Raw genomic sequence first — 16,933 nt, forward strand, 5'->3', positions numbered from 1 at the left:
ATTTTGCATTTGAATATCAACGACGCAAATAAAATATTTAGAAAATCAATAATCAAAGGTTTCTTTGAACCTCAACTTGTTAATCTGGATTTTAAAAAATCTCCTGTAAAGCATCCATCAATCACTGATGATGGTCTTATGCAATCTGATTTACTACACATCTTTTTTGATGTGGAAACTGGTTCTGATTATCCTGATGGCGACGAGTGGTTTATTGTAGAATTACTATTTCCTCATGATGTAAAACTTCCTGATAATTTGAAAGGAACAGACTATTTCACTACTATTTCCGTTGATGAAAATAAAACATATTGGCATCATCGTGAATTAATTCGTTACAAATATGGAAAATCAAAAAAACTTGTTGATGCTTTAGAGTTTTTAGAAACAAAATACAAAGAGCTTCATGGATTATTGGAACCCTTACAGAAAGATCTCAAATAACCTGCTTCCATGAGTCTCCGCTGAAATTATACTTTTTATTTTCAGACGAAGCTGTATTGAGACGCCATCTGATTGTTTCTGGATCAAACTTGTATGTTAATTCTGAAACATCTGATGGTATCTTTTGAGGATCTAGATGGTATGGTAGTAATTCTAATACAAAATCAATTTTTTCTAATGCATTATCAAACCATTGTTTATCTTCAATGTCTATGGCGAAGATAATTTTTGGGTTTCCTAAAAAATTAATTTGAATTTTTAATGCATTTCCACTACCTCGTCTTCGTTTCATTTCTTTGAAAACCGATTTGATTTTTTCCCATCGTTTGAAATCAAACCATTGAAAAAATTCTTCATTAAATTGAAGTGGAATTTCAATATCTAAAGAACTGACAAATTTTTCATCATTTACTTCTATTTCATTTTGAATTATAGTAAAATGGGAATTTAAAAATCCATAAAGAACTTCAATTTCCCATGGTGAAATCCCATAGTATCGCAATACTGTTTCCAAATTTTCTGGCAATGCTTTGAAATCTTGAAAATTGTAATTAAAGCTTCAAATCAGCAAAACTAGCACAAATTAACCTTAAAATTAAAATTATATGGCTATTGATACTACCTTAGATATGAAGAAAGAATTTGTTGTAAAAAGTATTGATTCCGCCCCTGATGGTGCTCCATATGTCATAGTCTCATTGTCATCTCTTAAGGATCTCAAAGAAGGGACTCAACACCCCCAATCTCCTTTTGGAAGTCCCAAAGTTATGGGATTTTCAAACATGAATGATATGATGAAAGATCTAAACAAATTGATGTCTGGAATGGGTGGTATGGGAATGCAATCTGGTGTTACTCAATTAAAACTTGAAATGCATGAATACAAGGAAATGGGTCTCTCAGTTGGAGATAAGGTCTTTTTAGAATTAAGTAAAGACGAACCACTTGGTGTTTAGATTACAAAATTGTATTGAAATATTTCCAACCGTACAAAGCTGCAATTGTACCAATCACAAATAACATTGGTTTCCAAGCAAATACTGGTATGCTTGGTGTTGCAAGTTTAACTTTGTAATTGTCTGCAATTGTATTGACATATTTTTTAATTTTATCGTGCCAAATAGTGTAATCGACTTGATATTTTTTCAAAATCTCCCCCACTTCATAAATAACTGGTGTTCTTTGAGAAAACAAATGCTGAAGATAATCTCTGGAAACTTCTACTTCTGCATGAATGCCAATTAATCCTTTTTTTAGATCAATCATTCTGATATGCATTTCCCATGGTTTTTTTAATTTTAGATTCAAACCATTTCCTATCTGTCCTGGTTGCTTATGTTCAAATTTAACTTTGGTAAACCCTTCTGCTGCAAAAATTTTTGCTAATTCTTCAAAACTTTTCTTTACCACAATGTGAAGCTGTTCTACTCCATCTTTACTGTCCACATTAATTTTATGTTTTATTCCATCCAAAAATGAAACTGTCTTAGGATATGTGGTGAGATACTCCATATTTTTTTCAGTGAATTCCTCTATTTAAAGCCGAATAATATCTTAGGCTAATCTTTTGGAGGATTTGATAATCCTCTTACGTAAACACATTGATCTGGCGATATTGCCATTTCTGATGGATTGATTTTCCTGTCAGTAAGTTTTGCATCTGAATTCCTTATTATTGCAAACGGTCTTGATTCTGCACCCTCTCCCATTTTGTGATTTGCTATAGTTGCAAGATTATCTACGACTGCTTGAAATGTGACTTTTAATGGATTGCCATCTAGATCTTTTTTTGCTCTCATATCTAAAACAGGTTCAATCCCTGCACAAGATATTGCAACCCCTGATGTACCGATTCTTGCTGGCATTAACCTACTATCTACAAGGATAACTCCTACATGGATAAAGAATCTTAAGAAAATTTTTCTACGAATTTCTTCTGCTACAAGATATGGATTAGCTGGATATAGTATTGCCTTACCTTTTTTTGCATTTGATTTATCAATTCCTGCATTTGGTGCCATGATGTTGTCTGCAGATGTAATAACAAATCCTCCAATTCCACCAAAAATTTTATCTGATTCTCTGATAATTATTTCTGCAATTTCTGCTTTAAGTTGATATGTCTTTGAAACTTTAATGCCTTCTTCAGAGGGGATGATTTTCTCTAAATCTACAATCCTTCCTTGCGAGTTTGAGACGTATTTTGTAGAAATTACTAAAACATCTCCTTCCTCCAAAACTATATTGTTCTTTCCTAATGTTTTCAGTAATGTTTCAAAAACATCAAATTTTGTATCCATTCTCTCTGATAATAATGGGAAAACCGTTAATTGCACAATATTTTGTGTATTTCTTTTCTTTTTTATTGTTGTGAATAATTAGAATTGTTGTAGGTATGATATAATGAAACAAAATGAAATAGATGAAATTTTATCTCACATCAACACCAAAATCACTGAAGATGTCCCAAGCCTTGTAAAAATGATTATTAGAAAAAAAATAACCAGTTTTCAATCTTTTGAGACTGAATCCCTGCCAGAATCTCTGAGAACTTGTACTGTTGAAGAGTTAATTTCTATAGTAAAACATGGTTTGGATACAGGAAAATTAAAAATTTAACTCTGGATTAATATTCTGAAAAGCTTTTAATCTGTAGTACAAGCTTTTCCGGTTATGAATATTGTAGAGAAGATTCTTGCACGTGCCTCTGAAAAGTCTTCAGTAACACCTGATGATGTAATTTTTGCCAATGTTGACAAAGTAATGATTCACGATGTATCTGGACCTGGTGTAATCAAGGTATTTGATAAACTGAAGAAGCAAGGAATCTCAGTTGACAAGTTATGGGATCCTACAAAGGTTTGGGTCGCTGAAGATCACTTTGTACCTTCAGCTGAAAAAGCTTCAGCTGAAAATATTGTGAAACTATCAAATTTCACTAAACAATATGGGATTGAAAAACACTTCAAGTATGGAATGGGTCAGTACGGAATTTGTCATACGTTGTCTCATGAAGAAGCAATGGTTATGCCAGGAGATGTGTATGTGGGTGGAGATTCTCATACCAATACCACTGGTGCATTAGGCGCATTTGCGTGTGGGTTAGGACACACTGATGTTGCATATGTCTTATTGAATGGAAAGATTTGGTTTAAGGTTCCTGAAACTATGTACTTTAAGATTAATGGAAAGTTACCTGATCATGTAATGGCAAAAGATTTGATTTTAAAAATCATTGGCGATATTGGAACAGATGGTGGTGCATACAGAACAATGCAGTTTGGAGGATCTGGAATTGATGAGATGTCAGTTGAGAGCAGATTAACAATGTGTAATATGACAACTGAAGCTGGTGCAAAAAATGGAATCGTAGAACCTGATCAAAAAATAGTTGAGTATCTTTCAAGTAGAGGCGCAACAAATGTTAATTTAGTAAAAGGTGATGACAATGCGGAATACTCTCAAATCTTTGAATATGAAGCATCTGAGATGGAGCCAATTATTGCAAAACCGTTTTCTCCTGAAAATGTTTCAATTGTAAGGGAAGCCCCTAACGTTGAATTGGATAAATCATACATTGGTTCTTGCACTGGTGCAAAATATGAAGACTTGGAAGCTGCCGCAAGAATTCTCAAAGGAAGGACGGTAAAGATTAGAACTGAAATTTTACCTGCGGCAATCTCAATTTACAAGCGAGCCATGGAAAACGGTTTGTTGAAAATATTCTTAGATGCCGGTGCGACAGTTGGACCACCTACATGTGGGGCATGCTGTGGTGCACATATGGGTGTCTTAGCAAAAGACGAAATCTGTATTAGTACTACTAATAGAAATTTTCCAGGAAGAATGGGTCATGTTGAATCTCAAACATATCTTGCTTCTCCTCAAGTTGCAGCAGCATCTGCAGTTACAGGTAAAATTACTGACCCGAGGGATTTGAAATGAAAGGAAATATCATAAAATACGCTCAAGATAATATCGATACAGATGTAATTATTCCGGGTCAATATCTAAAAGTACATGATTATGCTGAACTTGCAACCCATGCAATGGAAGGATTAGATCCAGATTTTCACTCTAAAGTAAAGGAAGGTGATTTTATTTTGTCTGGAAAGAATTTTGGGTGTGGTTCAAGTCGAGAGCATGCCCCAATTGCCTTATCTCATTCTGGAATAAAGGCAGTACTTGCATTATCTTTTGCAAGAATTTTTTACAGAAATGCTGTAGATGGAGCATTTTTGTTACCTATTGAAATTGAACAAGATGCATACAATGGAATATCCGAAGGAGATGAAATTGAAATTAATATCTCTGTAAATGAAATTAAAAATATTACAAAAAACCAGATCTACAAAATGAAACCCTTCTCAGAAATTATTGGAAAAATTATTTCTGCAGGTGGTCTCTTCAAGTACAAGCCCGATTAAGATTGAAATGGGAAAAACACTTTTTGAAAAAATCTGGGAATCTCATGTTGTAGTTGAAAAACCAAATGGCCCATCTTTAATTTACATTGACCGACATTTGGTGCATGAAGTAACGTCTCCCCAAGCTTTTGATGGATTAAGAATGAATAACCGTAAGGTTAGACGACCTGATCTTACTATAGCTACAATGGATCATAATGTTCCTACAAATAACAGATCTCTTCCAATATTAGATCAAACATCTGCCATCCAAATTCAAACACTTGAAAAAAATTGTAAAGATTTTGGAATCACACTATTTGATATCCACAGTCCTAATCAAGGCATAGTTCATGTGATTGGTCCTCAGTTGGGAATTACATTACCTGGCTCTACAATTGTTTGTGGAGATAGTCACACTTCTACACATGGTGCATTTGGTGCATTGGCATTGGGAATTGGAACAAGTGATGTAGAACATGTCTTGGCATCTCAAACGTTGTGGTTAGAAAAACCAAAACCCTTTGAAATTAGAGTGGAGGGAAAACGAAAAAATCCACATGCAGTTACTGCAAAAGATATCGTTCTTTCAATTATCAAAAATATTGGAACTGGTGGTGGAACAGGCACTGTAATAGAGTATAGGGGCGAGGGAATAGAGGATCTTTCAATGGAGCAGAGAATGACTATATGCAATATGTCAATTGAAGCCGGAGCGAGAGCTGGTTTGATTGCACCTGATGAAAAGACGTTTGAGTATCTTAGGGGTAGAAAATACACTCCAAAAAATTATGAGACTCTAGTTGACACTTGGAAAGATCATCTAAATACTGACACTGATGCAACATTTGAGAAAGAATTTACTTTGCACATTGATGACATTGCTCCTCAAGTTAGCTGGGGAACAAATCCGGGAATGACTTGTGACGTAACTGAATCCATTCCATTCCCTGATGATTTTTCAAAAGGAGATGCTAACCAAAAGAAAGGAGCAGAAAAAGCACTTGATTATATGGATCTTAAACCGGGAACTCCAATTGAAGAAATTAAAATTGATAGAGTGTTTATTGGTTCTTGTACTAATGCACGATTAGATGATCTTATAGAAGCATCAAAAGTTGTGAAGGGACAGAAAATTTCACCAAATGTTAGAGCCATGGTTGTTCCAGGTTCTCAAATGGTAAAAAAACAAGCAGAAGAAATGGGTCTAGATAAAATTTTCATTGATGCTAATTTTGAATGGAGGGAAGCTGGATGTAGTATGTGTTTGGGAATGAATCCTGATATATTATCTCCAGGTGAACGTTGCGCAAGTACGTCTAATAGAAACTTTGAAGGTAGACAAGGTACTGGTGGGCGAACTCATTTAGTAAGTCCTGTAATGGCAGCAGCTGCAGCTATTGCAGGCCATTTTGTAGATGTACGGAAAATGGATTTGAATTAAAATGCAATCTTTCAATAAAGTAACAAGTATTGTCACACCTTTAGACAAAGTTAATGTGGATACTGATCAAATCGTTCCTAAACAGTTCTTAAAATTAGTTCAAAAGTCTGGTTTTGGAAAATTTTTATTTTTTAATTGGCGGTATGATGAAAATGAGAATGAAACGTCTGATTTCATCTTAAATGATTCAAAATATAATGATTCCCAAATCCTTGTGGCTGGTGATAATTTTGGTTGTGGATCTAGCCGAGAACATGCAGTATGGGCGTTACTCGATTATGGATTTTCTGTAATAATTGCTCCTTCATTTGCAGATATTTTCTTTAGTAATTGTTTCAAAAATGGAGTTTTACCAATTTCATTGGAACAAAAGATAGTTGAAAAATTACAGCAAGAACAACACCCAATTGAAGTCGATTTGGAAAAACAAATCATTAAAACATCTTCTGAAGAAATATTTTTTGAAATAGATCCTTACCAGAAAAAAATCCTCTTAGAAGGTTTAGACGATATTGCTCAAACTTTTCAGTATGAGGATAAAATTTATGAATTTGAAAAAAATTCTAAAATCCCATCTGTTTTATAATTGTCTTTACCGTTTTTTCGTTTCTTTCTAAAATGATTGGAGATTCTACATCAATCCATTCTGCACCATCTATATCAAACGCACTAATTTTTCCCTCTTTTGATAATCCTTGTAAAATATCATATGATAGATTGATCTCTTTTTGTTTTTGTTTTGATTTTATTCGTTTTATGATGTCTTTTCCAAGTATGTAAATGCCAAGACATTCGGATAGTTGTAATTTCATTACTGGTTTTTCTTTGAATTCCTTTATGATTCCATTTTCAACTGCTGCAAAACCTGTTTCTTCTTTTCTTTTTGTTCGTATTGCAATACATGCAGAACTATTTTTTTCTTTGAATAACTCCTTCATTTTTTTTAGATCTATTGCACACAAATTATCTACAAACCATAATACAAATTCTGATTCATCTTTAAGTTCTCTTTCGATATACAACAAATCTCCTCCTGTTCCACTCTGTGAGTCTTGAACAAAAGTGATATTTTTTTGATTTCCATAATAATTTTCTATCTGACCTCCTAACCCCTTAAAATCTGATATTATGATGATTTCTTTTATGAAACTAAATGATTTTAGGTATTTTACAATATAATCAATCAGTGGTTTTCCATTGATTGGAATCATTGCTTTTGGAAAATATTCTGTATATGGCTTGCCTCTAGTTCCTTTACCACCTGCAAGAATTACAGCCTTCACAGCCTAACGGTATGATTTCTGTTTTCTTCTTCTTGCACCAGGTCCACCAAATTTCTTTGGTTCTTTTTGTCTGGCGTCTCCACTTACTAGGTATTTGTCAAAATCGGTAATTCTTTTTCTAAGATCTTCTCTAGTTGATTTTGGAAATGGATGATCTTTTGGTTCTTTTTTAGATTTTGTCCATCCAGTAAGTGCTCTTGAAATTCCTGTTGCAATAGCACTGGCTTGACCCATATATCCACCACCTCTAACTCTTACAGATATGTCTATTTTGTCTCTCAAATCTCCTGATATTTCTAGTGGTGCTAAAATTACTTCACGAGCAGTTTCTTGTGGGATCATTTCAACTGGAACATTGTTGATTCTAATTTTGCCTTTGCCCTTAGTAATGTAAACATGAGCACTGGCAGTTTTTCTTGTTGCAAAATAGATTTCAGTTTTTGGAGTTGTCATTCAGTCCATCCTATTATTCTGCATAATTCCCCTATTGATGTATAGTTTGATGCAGTTTTTTTAATTATTGCTTTTTCAAATTGAATTTTTGTAAGTGATTTAATTTCCTTTGGGGAACCAATGTATGTTCTAAGTCTTTGATGTGATTCTTTTCCTGATGGTTTTTTACCATATGGTAACATTCCACGAATCATTTTTGCCATGATTGTATCTGGTCTTCTGTAGTGAACTGGTCCGTGTTTTGGATGGATTACACTATTAATTTTCAAAAAATCTCTAGCCTCTTTAATGTGATTAGCTCTTGTTCCACTCAGCATGATTTTCTCACAATTTACCACTGATACTCTATTTCCCTGTGTTAGTAATTTTGCAACATTTGATGCTAATCTTCCAGCTATGTGATTTGTCGCGTCTACAACTATTGGTATATCTGTTCTTACAACTGTTTCTTGTTTAGCCAAGTAATACAACTCCTTTTCCAGTTGGATTTTGTTCAATCAAATCTGAATGTGTGATTAGTTTTCCACCTTTTTCTAAGATTTTGTTAGCTGCAGATATTGAAATTGAAAATGAAAATAATGTTATTTTGTGAGCGATACTTCCTGTTCCAAGAACTTTGCCTGGAAAGACTACTATGTCGTTTTCTTTTGTTAGTTGACCAATTCGATTCAAGTTAAGATCTCTTCTTGCAGCAGATGGTTTTAATGCATATTCTGCTAATTTTGCCCAAATTAGAGCATCATTTTTAGTAGATGCTCTCTTCAGATCTTTAGCCATGCGTATAACCACTTGATTAGTCATGTGAATAATCCGGCTTGAAACCCAAATATAATGTCTATGCTTAGTTTATTCTTCAATTGTGTCAATCATATCTTTGAATTGACCTAATCTATTGCTAACTTCATCTACCCCTGAAATAATAATTTGTTCAGGATTAAGTGAACCTGTTGATTCTACTGTTAACACTTTGACATCTTCTTTATCTGTATCAGTAAGGATTGAAATATTTGCAGAATTCCATTTTGCATGCTCTGTCCCACGTCCTAGTCTGGCATAACATTCAATTTTGATTCTTTGACCTGGCGCTAATTGTACAATTGGAATTTTATCTGATACTGGTTTTATTGAATCGTCTTCTGAGGATAATTCATTTGAAAGAATTGTTCTTGTTACATCTGAGTCACCTGAATCTAAAACTAACATTACTTTACAGTTTGAACATCCAGCTTCACTTTGACATTGACATTTGGATGGTTCATTAAATCGACCCAAATCTGTTGTTATTGGAATTAATCCTAATCTATGTGCCAAGCCTTCATCTGGAAGTACAGAAGAATTTTCTATGATATCTACAGTGTCAATTGCAAAAACTGGAACTCCGTTAAGACATACTCGTCTGAGTGCATTTGCATATTGTAATGGCACTCCGCTTAGCTTTACAGCTATTTTTTGATTATCTTTACTAATTACTTCTAAGGATGACAAATCTTGAACAAAATCCTCAAAGTCCACATAAAAATCTAGCTGGTTTTACGTATAGATAAATACCAAATCTTCCTAAATATTTTGAAAATGACTGATGTCACATTGGTACGGTATTCCTTTGAAGGGGAAAAATTTGAGATTATGGTAAAACCTGATCCTGCATTAGACTACAAGATGGGTAAGAAAAAAGATCTTTCTGCGGTCTTGGTTTCAGATGAGATTTACACTGATTCTGGAAAAGGCACGAGACCATCATCTGAGAAATTACTAAAGGCATTCAAAACAGAAGACCAAAATGAAATCGCTCAGATAATAATGGAAAAAGGTGAACTAAACCTTACAACAGATCAACGACGAAAAATGATAGAAGATAAGAAAAAACAAATCGTCCACTTTATCGCAAAAACATACGTAGATCCTAAAACACATCTTCCTCATCCTCCATTGAGAATTGAGCAAGCTATGAAAGATGGTCGAGTTTCAGTTGATCCTCAAAAAAATGTAGATGAACAGGTCAAAGATATTGTCGAGAAATTACGTTCTATCATTGCTCTGAAATCTGAGAATATAAAATTAGAAATTACAATTCCTGCACAGTTCGCATCGCAATCTTATGCTGTTTTGAAATCTGTAGGTTCTCTAAAATCTGAAGAATGGCAAAATAATGGTTCCTTAAAAGCAATACTTGAAATACCCGCTGCAGCAAGGCCAAATGTGATAGATAGATTAGGTTCTATAACTAAGGGTTCTGCTACAGTTGAGGTAATGCACTGATGGATAATAAAAGAAAGTATGTTATTCCAGGTGACGTAGTAACAACTGGACCTTTTAGACCTGAACAAAACGTGTTCCTTGATGGAAATAAAATAATCTCTACTACTATTGGAATTTCTGAAATATATGATGACTCTGTTAAAGTAATCCCATTAACTGGAAAATATATTCCTAAAATTAATGATCTAGTAATCGGCAAAGTTGTTTCTCATACTTCATTATCTTGGGAACTAGATATCAACTCCTGTTATGTTGGATTTTTGCCTGCACAAGATGTGTTTGGACGAGATTTTTCTGCTCATGCTGATGAACTCACATCTAAACTAAAATCAGGTGATCTAGTTGCTGCCAGAATAGCTAATTTTGATAGAACTAGAGATCCTCTAGTTACAATCGCTGATCGAGATTTAGGTAAAATCGATTCTGGTGACTTGATAAAAATCTCTCCAAGTAAAGTCCCACGACTAATTGGAAAGCGTGGTAGCATGATTCAGATGATAGAAATGGCTACTAATGCAGCAGTTACTATTGGACAAAACGGTTGGGTAGTGGTATCATGTGAAACTCCCGAGGGATTATTAAAGGCTAAAAAAGCAATTGAAATGGTTAATGAAAAAGCACATGTTGCTAATTTGACTGATCAAGTGAAAGAAATGTTAGAAATAAAGGATGATGAATCATAATGGGCGGAAGAGACGCAACAATGGTCCTGTTGGACGAGAATGGTATTCGTTGTGATGGACGAAAAGTTGATGAGCCAAGACGAATTATGATCAGAGCCGGTGGGCTAAAGAATGCTGATGGTTCTGCATACATAGAATTTGGTGATAACAAAATCCTTGTTGGTGTATTTGGTCCAAGAGATGTTCATCCAAAACACATGTCAGATACTGATACTGGAATTTTAAGAGTTAGATATCATATGGAACCATTTTCTGTTGGTGAGAGAAAAAATCCTGCACCATCAAGAAGAGAAATTGAAATCTCCAAAGTAATCAAAGAAGCATTAGAGCCTGCTGTCATGTTGGATAAATTCCCAAGAACTGCAGTTGATGTGTTTATTGAAGTATTACAAGCAGATGGTGGAACTAGATGTGCTGCACTTACTGCGGCTTCTGTTGCATTAGCTGATGCTGGTATTCCTATGCGAGATATGGTTGCGGCAATCGCAGCAGGTAAAGTTGCAGATACTGTAATTCTTGATGTTAACAATGAAGAAGATCAAGCAGGTCAAGCCGATATGCCAATTGGATATATGCCAAATCTTGAACAAATCACATTATTACAATTAGACGGTATTCTGACTCCTGAAGAATACAAGAAATGTGTTGAAGTTGGAATTAATGGTTGTAAAATTGTTTACGAATTACAAAAGAAAGCACTTAATGACAAATACTTTGGAAAAGGAGGAGATTAAAATTGACATCTACTTCAGTTATTGATGAACTAAAGAAATCACAAATCCTTGAACTGTTAGAGCAAGGAAAACGAGTTGATGGACGTGCTCTTGATGAACCACGTGAAATTTTAATTGAAATTAATGCAATTCCTAAAGCAAATGGTTCTGCAAGAATTCGTCTTGGTGATACAGAAGTTGTTTGCGGAGTGAAAATACAACCAGATAGGCCATTCCCTGATACTGGTGATAAAGGACTCTTCATCTGTACTGCTGAACTTTTACCACTATCCCACCCCACTGTTGAAACTGGACCACCACAACCTCCTGTTATTGAATTAGCAAGAGTTGTTGATAGAGGAATTCGAGAGAGCCATATGGTTGATGTTTCACAATTGGTTATAGAGAAAGACAAGTCTGTAATTGGTGTATTTGCAGATAATGTTGTTGTTGATTATGATGGAAACTTGTTTGATGCATGCTCTTATGCTACCACTGCCGCTTTACTTTCCTCAAAAACTCCAAAATGGAATTGGGTCGATGATCATCCTTTACTTGTTGAAGATGAATCTGTTGCGTTACCCATCTCTACAATACCTGTGTCTGTAACCATGGGTAAGATTGGAAATCACATTATTGTTGATCCAAATGGAGATGAATGGGAAAGCATGGATGCACGCATTACAATTACTACTGACTCTGATGGAAATATCTGTGCACTACAAAAAGGTGGAAGTGGCGGATTTACACAAGATGAGATTAATCGATGTGGAGATATCTCAATTAAAGTAGGTGCAAAAATAAGAGAAAAATTAAAAGAGGCTCAAAAGAGTAGTCAATAAAATGGCAAAAGCAAAGAAATCTCTTAAAGGATTAGGCGCTAGATATGGAATTAAACTTAGAAAACAATATACAAAAATTCATCTTCAATTAAAAGAAAAAAGATCTTGTCCTGAATGTGGCTCTAGAACATTTGGAAGGGATGCTGTGGGTATCTGGTCGTGTAAAAAGTGCAGCTATAAAGTAGCTGGAACTGCATATGACGTTAAACTTTAGTGCAAAAATTACTGTTGATGTTAAAGAAAAGTCAAACGCAATTTATGATTCAATAAATACTGACAATGAGTTCTATCCTGAAAATCCAGTGAAAACTAAGATCCATCTTGATAAACAAATTGTCATTTCTGTAGAATCTGATCATTTAACACATTTGAGAGCTAACTTGAATTCTACACTTCGATTAATTCAGGCTAGCTATGATTCGATTGAATCGGTAAAGACATAATCAAAAAGAATCCTAAGAATTCGGACATTCCTTTGTTTAATGAAAGAGAAACGCTGTTAAAAAAATACAATTCATTAGAAAATGAATCAGATAAAGCAGATGTAAAAAAACAAGTGGATGCAATGACTGAACAAATTCAGGCTTGGCATGATGAAAGATTCGATCAAGCCAAATATGATGAATTTGTTAAAGCAAAAAAATTGCTTCAAACAAACTTAGATGTCCTCAAAGAGGGCAAAGGTGACCTAGAAGCATATGAAATTTTGCCTTGGGTGTCTAGAAGCTTTGATTATGAAAATAATGCACTAGACGTTAGAATAGATCCAAAATACTTTATTGAGGAAAACATTCCAGATTATCTTGATGATGAGTCCATTGAACAAATAGTATCAGTCTATGCAGATAAGGGCTATGATTCCAAAACAATCCAAAATTATTTGAAATCAAGGGACATCATTGCATGCATTCCACAAAGAAATTTCAAGACAAGAAACAATGACAGTACTGATCAGAATAATTACAACAAGACAAGATATGTAGTGGAGAGATTCTTTGCGTGGTTAAAGTGTGGATTCCACAGGACTAGAATAAGATACGAGAGAAATGCAGAAAACTATCTTGGATTAATCAACATTGCATCATTTTTGATGTATTGTAGGGTTTTGAAATAAGTTGTTGGTATGGAAGCTTCTAACTATTTATCGAGCAATATGCCGAATGCAGGACATGTTCTCCTTGAAGTTGCAATACCAACAATATCTTTTTCTACTTTCCTTGGAACTTATGTAACAGTAAAAACTGGAAAGAAAAAGTTTAATCTGGTAGTTCCAGGTAAGAATTTCAAAATTTCCTGACGAGTTCTTTCAGATAATTTATCAGATCATCTAAGAATCTATCCAACTCCTCATCATCAATTTCTGTAATCAGTAAACCTCTTTCGATTCCCCAATTGAATATGCTTCCCTTATCTAGCAAGTTCTTTTTTTCTTCAAAATTATCTCGATACCGTTCATAATGCTCAAGGGCATAACCGATCTTTTTGATTATACAATCTTCCACATCTTTTGTTTCAACACCTAGATTTTTAGAGATTAAAAATACGTCTAGAAAGTCCCTTGCTTTTGTGCCCTTTCTTGTAAGTATGGCCCTTATTTTTTCACTTAGAATTTCCCTTACATCATATACTCCAAAAGGTATCGTCGAAGCGTATTCCGCATATTCTTCATACAGTGCTCCCAACTTGTCATGTTTCCCAGTTATCAGGCTCTTCAAATTTCCATCTATTGGTTTGAGGCAAAGGTTATCGACAAAATTTATCTGAATTTTTATGTACATTCTTTCCTTTGACACATCAGAATTGTACCAAACTTTGAATGTACAGATCTTCCCACGGCTTACAAGTTCGACATAATCTCTATTTCCCTTATCCCACTTGAAATCCAGTCCTCTTCCAGAAGATATCTTTTCTAGAATCTTACCTGTTGTCTCAGTGATTTCAGATACCTCTTTATCTATTTGTCTGCCCGATTTTCCAGCAAATCTAATTTGATTCTTCCATGTGAAATCAATGTCTTCTGAGAATCTAACGTATCCAAGATAGTGTTTTATCAGACATGTACCGCCTTTGAAAAGGAAATTTTCAGCGAAGAATTTTTCTTTAGAGAGATCCAGCAATATGTGATGTAAGAGTATGTCTTTTTCTATCATGTCTTTTCTTTGGATTTTTTCATCTACAGAAATTCTATCAACAAAATCAGACATCATTTGCTCAATTCCTCCGCAACAGCTGCAACCGTTTTTGGATAGTTTTTGGAATATTTTTTGAGTTTTTCTTTAGAAACTTTTTCAGACCATTCCGATACATCCATTATGACTCTGTTCGCCGGTACACCGTCCTGTGTTGAAAGATAAACAAAGTCCAAGATTGTCTTCTCTGGATCAGAATAGTACAGCATTGTGTTATTACTTTTCTTTATGCCGAAATTTAATAGAGATGGTGAAATTTTTACAAATTTGAATTTGTAACCTGCGATTGTAATTGGCTTGGCGCGAAACAATGAGTCACTGATCACCTCATCTATTGTGAAGTACTCATGTGTCATGTTGTTGTGCTTTAACGCGGTATGCAATCCGAAATACCAGTTTTTCACACCTTTCAATTCAAGGCCTTTTGCAACAAGTTCCAGATGATTGTATTTGGTCTTTCCAAACATCAGCCCTTCGGGTGGTCTTACATAGAATATGCCTTTGAAGATTCTCACCAAATGACCACGATGTGTAAAGTTCTTCACGGTAGTTGTGTAATCTAGATTCAGAGTCTTGCAATATTTTTTCAATTCATCTGATTTGACAAACTCCTTCTTGTCTATCCACAGTTTTTCAAGCAATATGCTTACTTTCATTTATATCACAACCTCTCACTATATGAGATATTGTAATATATATAACAATATCTCACTTATTGAGATGTTATAATATATGATTTCTAGGCTTAAATTAGTATGGTAAACCACTCATAGCGGAATATCCCATACGCAAGGTAATTCTTAACGTAATCAGCATCTGGATGGTGAACTGGCAGTGCATATGCGGTAATTTCGTCAAAGAGAAAAGATTCTGTCCTCGTTGCAAGTTGATGAGATTCAGACTGGACAACTCGTCCGTTCTGGACTATTGGGGCCTTGGAGTCGGTACGTATGTGTATACCATAAAATATGGAAAAGAAGCAACCGTCCGTTCTGGACTATTGGGGCCTTGGAGTCGGTACACTATCAAACGGTTTGCCATTTAATTTTCCAACCCATCTTTTCTCAACACATACTCTTGTCTGCGGCCAGACCGGAACCGGCAAGTCCAGGTTTGCGATGAACCTTGCAGTAAAGGCGGAGAATAATTTTTCAACACATAGAATCAAACTTTTGATAATTGCTGTAGATGTCATTTTAATTCCAGTTTGCTTATGAGAATATTTTTTTCAATAATTTTGAATATATTGTTAAATTTTATTAGATACTGAAATTCTTTATAGTCTTTGAAATTTAATCATCAAATAGATTTTACATTATCAATTTAACATTCCAATATCAAATACGTCTAGGTCCACACGACCGTAACCATTAGGGTTTGTACCCTGCCAAAAAACTTGTATATTCTGTGATGGTTTATATCTCATATCTTCACAGGGTCATCATGAGCAAACGTGTTACAATAATGATTGACGATGATTTAGATAAAAAACTACGACTGCGCCAATCAAAAATGATACAACAAAAACAAGTTTCAGTCAGTTATTCTGGAACACTAAACGAAGCATTGAGAAAAGTTCTGTAAGATAGAATCATCGTTGTATGTGTAGATTTACCATGACTCTCTACCCGTCTGACCTGAAAGTCAGGATGTATGAGAGAATCGTTATCTTGTTTTTAATGTTTTACAATTTACAAAAATTATCTATGGCAGATTTGTGCTTTGGTGATACTATGATCATTTTGAAGAATATGATTTTAAGATATTCATACTATAAAAGTATTACTTCAATCCAAATTGAAGTAAATGATAAATACCATGAAATTAATAACATCATACTATAACATTGACCAATAATAAAAAAAGCCTAAAAAGAATTAACCATGCAATTTTAGACAGACTTGTTAGAATACTATATGAAAACGGTCACTGTAGAAGAACAACAATAGCAAGAAAATCAAACATGTCATATGACAACTGTGTGTCGTATTTAGAATTTCTTGAGAAATTTGGCGTACTTAGAAAAATGGATGATAATGGAAGTGAGATAATTGCATTAACAAAACAAGGAATGAAGATGCACAAAATAAAACTAAATGTAATTACATGTAATGACAAAAAACAGAGTTCAGCAGTGTATTCATAATTTAAAAGAGTTGCTCACTACTGCAAGAGTCTTGGTGCAGTGAGTCGATGTTATTAGGAAGATATTATGTT

At 34.4% G+C, this 16,933-nt stretch carries 27 protein-coding genes; 17 read left to right on the forward strand and 10 right to left on the reverse strand.

Annotated features, from left to right (window positions below):
- Positions 1 to 3: 3 nt before the first annotated feature.
- Positions 4 to 444, forward strand: coding sequence for a hypothetical protein (locus WDZ98_RS05760; protein WP_368059073.1), 441 nt, complete (start codon positions 4 to 6; stop codon positions 442 to 444).
- On the opposite strand, the gene WDZ98_RS05765 is transcribed toward WDZ98_RS05760, so the two are convergent.
- Positions 437 to 970, reverse strand: coding sequence for a hypothetical protein (locus WDZ98_RS05765; RefSeq protein ID WP_368059071.1), 534 nt, complete (start codon positions 968 to 970; stop codon positions 437 to 439). The two genes, WDZ98_RS05760 and WDZ98_RS05765, sit on opposite strands and share 8 nt — an antisense overlap.
- A gap of 103 nt (positions 971 to 1,073) precedes the next feature.
- Between WDZ98_RS05765 and WDZ98_RS05770 the strand changes: the two genes are divergently transcribed.
- Positions 1,074 to 1,400 carry a hypothetical protein gene (locus WDZ98_RS05770; protein ID WP_368059069.1) on the forward strand — a complete coding sequence of 109 codons (327 nt, stop codon included), beginning with the start codon at positions 1,074 to 1,076 and terminating at the stop codon, positions 1,398 to 1,400.
- A 1-nt stretch (position 1,401) separates the two neighbouring features.
- Here WDZ98_RS05770 and WDZ98_RS05775 read toward each other — a convergent pair whose 3' ends face one another.
- Positions 1,402 to 1,956, reverse strand: a complete 555-nt coding sequence (locus tag WDZ98_RS05775; RefSeq protein ID WP_368059067.1) for a hypothetical protein — start codon at positions 1,954 to 1,956, stop codon at positions 1,402 to 1,404.
- A gap of 47 nt (positions 1,957 to 2,003) precedes the next feature.
- A complete protein-coding gene (locus WDZ98_RS05780; protein ID WP_368059065.1) occupies positions 2,004 to 2,780 on the reverse strand; it encodes a coenzyme F420-0:L-glutamate ligase in 777 nt (258 codons plus the stop codon).
- 67 nt (positions 2,781 to 2,847) lie between these two features.
- Here WDZ98_RS05780 and WDZ98_RS05785 point away from each other — a divergent pair, with 67 nt between their 5' ends.
- The 5 genes from WDZ98_RS05785 to leuD (WDZ98_RS05805) are packed head-to-tail and all read left to right on the forward strand — an operon-like array spanning position 2,848 to position 6,880.
- On the forward strand, positions 2,848 to 3,063 hold the full coding sequence (locus tag WDZ98_RS05785) for a hypothetical protein (RefSeq protein WP_368059063.1): 216 nt from the start codon (positions 2,848 to 2,850) through the stop codon (positions 3,061 to 3,063).
- Between the two features lie 54 nt (positions 3,064 to 3,117).
- Complete coding sequence (locus WDZ98_RS05790) at positions 3,118 to 4,389, forward strand: aconitase/3-isopropylmalate dehydratase large subunit family protein (protein ID WP_368059061.1); 1,272 nt, start codon at positions 3,118 to 3,120, stop codon at positions 4,387 to 4,389.
- Entirely contained in the window at positions 4,386 to 4,871 is a 486-nt protein-coding gene (gene leuD, locus WDZ98_RS05795; protein ID WP_368059059.1) for a 3-isopropylmalate dehydratase small subunit, read from the forward strand. Before WDZ98_RS05790 ends, leuD (WDZ98_RS05795) begins: the two co-directional genes overlap by 4 nt.
- A gap of 7 nt (positions 4,872 to 4,878) precedes the next feature.
- Positions 4,879 to 6,294 (forward strand): 3-isopropylmalate dehydratase large subunit, encoded by a 1,416-nt coding sequence (gene leuC, locus WDZ98_RS05800; protein WP_368059057.1) that lies wholly within the window; start codon positions 4,879 to 4,881, stop codon positions 6,292 to 6,294.
- Between the two features lies 1 nt (position 6,295).
- On the forward strand, positions 6,296 to 6,880 hold the full coding sequence (gene leuD / locus WDZ98_RS05805; protein WP_368059055.1) for a 3-isopropylmalate dehydratase small subunit: 585 nt from the start codon (positions 6,296 to 6,298) through the stop codon (positions 6,878 to 6,880).
- Here the strand turns inward: leuD (WDZ98_RS05805) and WDZ98_RS05810 are convergent.
- The 5 genes from WDZ98_RS05810 to WDZ98_RS05830 all read right to left on the reverse strand — a co-directional run bounded on the left by WDZ98_RS05810 (position 6,858) and on the right by WDZ98_RS05830 (position 9,515).
- Positions 6,858 to 7,577, reverse strand: a complete 720-nt coding sequence (locus tag WDZ98_RS05810) for an NDP-sugar synthase (RefSeq protein WP_368059053.1) — start codon at positions 7,575 to 7,577, stop codon at positions 6,858 to 6,860. The genes leuD (WDZ98_RS05805) and WDZ98_RS05810 overlap by 23 nt on opposite strands.
- Before the next feature lie 3 nt (positions 7,578 to 7,580).
- Positions 7,581 to 8,030 (reverse strand): 30S ribosomal protein S9, encoded by a 450-nt coding sequence (rpsI, locus tag WDZ98_RS05815; RefSeq protein ID WP_368059051.1) that lies wholly within the window; start codon positions 8,028 to 8,030, stop codon positions 7,581 to 7,583.
- On the reverse strand, positions 8,027 to 8,491 hold the full coding sequence (rplM, locus tag WDZ98_RS05820) for a 50S ribosomal protein L13 (RefSeq protein WP_368059049.1): 465 nt from the start codon (positions 8,489 to 8,491) through the stop codon (positions 8,027 to 8,029). Before rplM ends, rpsI begins: the two co-directional genes overlap by 4 nt.
- Complete coding sequence (locus WDZ98_RS05825) at positions 8,484 to 8,807, reverse strand: 50S ribosomal protein L18e (protein WP_368059047.1); 324 nt, start codon at positions 8,805 to 8,807, stop codon at positions 8,484 to 8,486. Before WDZ98_RS05825 ends, rplM begins: the two co-directional genes overlap by 8 nt.
- A gap of 69 nt (positions 8,808 to 8,876) precedes the next feature.
- Positions 8,877 to 9,515 (reverse strand): DNA-directed RNA polymerase subunit D, encoded by a 639-nt coding sequence (locus tag WDZ98_RS05830; protein ID WP_368059045.1) that lies wholly within the window; start codon positions 9,513 to 9,515, stop codon positions 8,877 to 8,879.
- An 87-nt stretch (positions 9,516 to 9,602) separates the two neighbouring features.
- On the opposite strand from WDZ98_RS05830, the gene WDZ98_RS05835 reads away from it, so the two are divergent.
- From WDZ98_RS05835 to WDZ98_RS05870, 8 genes are read left to right on the forward strand one after another with little or no spacing between them, the layout of a single operon-like run.
- Positions 9,603 to 10,289 carry a ribosome assembly factor SBDS gene (locus tag WDZ98_RS05835; protein WP_368059043.1) on the forward strand — a complete coding sequence of 229 codons (687 nt, stop codon included), beginning with the start codon at positions 9,603 to 9,605 and terminating at the stop codon, positions 10,287 to 10,289.
- On the forward strand, positions 10,289 to 10,972 hold the full coding sequence (rrp4, locus tag WDZ98_RS05840) for an exosome complex RNA-binding protein Rrp4 (RefSeq protein ID WP_368059041.1): 684 nt from the start codon (positions 10,289 to 10,291) through the stop codon (positions 10,970 to 10,972). The genes WDZ98_RS05835 and rrp4 overlap by 1 nt, the downstream gene beginning before the upstream one ends.
- The gene (gene rrp41 / locus WDZ98_RS05845) at positions 10,972 to 11,706 is read left to right on the forward strand and encodes an exosome complex exonuclease Rrp41 (protein WP_368059039.1); all 735 of its coding nucleotides are present in this window, start codon (positions 10,972 to 10,974) and stop codon (positions 11,704 to 11,706) included. The genes rrp4 and rrp41 overlap by 1 nt, the downstream gene beginning before the upstream one ends.
- Positions 11,707 to 11,708: 2 nt before the next feature.
- Positions 11,709 to 12,527 (forward strand): exosome complex protein Rrp42, encoded by an 819-nt coding sequence (gene rrp42 / locus WDZ98_RS05850; protein WP_368059037.1) that lies wholly within the window; start codon positions 11,709 to 11,711, stop codon positions 12,525 to 12,527.
- 1 nt (position 12,528) lies between these two features.
- A complete protein-coding gene (locus WDZ98_RS05855; protein ID WP_368059035.1) occupies positions 12,529 to 12,741 on the forward strand; it encodes a 50S ribosomal protein L37 in 213 nt (70 codons plus the stop codon).
- Entirely contained in the window at positions 12,725 to 12,970 is a 246-nt protein-coding gene (locus tag WDZ98_RS05860; RefSeq protein WP_368059033.1) for a KEOPS complex subunit Pcc1, read from the forward strand. Before WDZ98_RS05855 ends, WDZ98_RS05860 begins: the two co-directional genes overlap by 17 nt.
- A gap of 32 nt (positions 12,971 to 13,002) precedes the next feature.
- Positions 13,003 to 13,641 (forward strand): transposase, encoded by a 639-nt coding sequence (locus WDZ98_RS05865; protein WP_368059031.1) that lies wholly within the window; start codon positions 13,003 to 13,005, stop codon positions 13,639 to 13,641.
- A gap of 9 nt (positions 13,642 to 13,650) precedes the next feature.
- Entirely contained in the window at positions 13,651 to 13,824 is a 174-nt protein-coding gene (locus tag WDZ98_RS05870) for a hypothetical protein (RefSeq protein WP_368059029.1), read from the forward strand.
- Here the strand turns inward: WDZ98_RS05870 and WDZ98_RS05875 are convergent.
- Together WDZ98_RS05875 and WDZ98_RS05880 are read right to left on the reverse strand one after the other, a co-directional pair.
- Positions 13,811 to 14,731 (reverse strand): nucleotidyl transferase AbiEii/AbiGii toxin family protein, encoded by a 921-nt coding sequence (locus WDZ98_RS05875; protein ID WP_368059027.1) that lies wholly within the window; start codon positions 14,729 to 14,731, stop codon positions 13,811 to 13,813. The two genes, WDZ98_RS05870 and WDZ98_RS05875, sit on opposite strands and share 14 nt — an antisense overlap.
- Positions 14,731 to 15,372 carry a hypothetical protein gene (locus WDZ98_RS05880; RefSeq protein ID WP_368059025.1) on the reverse strand — a complete coding sequence of 214 codons (642 nt, stop codon included), beginning with the start codon at positions 15,370 to 15,372 and terminating at the stop codon, positions 14,731 to 14,733. Before WDZ98_RS05880 ends, WDZ98_RS05875 begins: the two co-directional genes overlap by 1 nt.
- Positions 15,373 to 16,159: 787 nt before the next feature.
- Here WDZ98_RS05880 and WDZ98_RS05885 point away from each other — a divergent pair.
- Both WDZ98_RS05885 and WDZ98_RS05890 read left to right on the forward strand, forming a co-directional pair.
- Positions 16,160 to 16,300: a hypothetical protein gene (locus WDZ98_RS05885; protein ID WP_368059009.1), complete on the forward strand. Its 141-nt coding sequence runs from the start codon at positions 16,160 to 16,162 to the stop codon at positions 16,298 to 16,300.
- Between the two features lie 262 nt (positions 16,301 to 16,562).
- Positions 16,563 to 16,862 carry a winged helix-turn-helix domain-containing protein gene (locus WDZ98_RS05890; protein ID WP_368059021.1) on the forward strand — a complete coding sequence of 100 codons (300 nt, stop codon included), beginning with the start codon at positions 16,563 to 16,565 and terminating at the stop codon, positions 16,860 to 16,862.
- The last annotated feature ends 71 nt before the right edge of the window (positions 16,863 to 16,933 follow it).

Source organism: Candidatus Nitrosopumilus sp. (assembly GCF_040878665.1).
GTDB lineage: Archaea > Thermoproteota > Nitrososphaeria > Nitrososphaerales > Nitrosopumilaceae > Nitrosopumilus.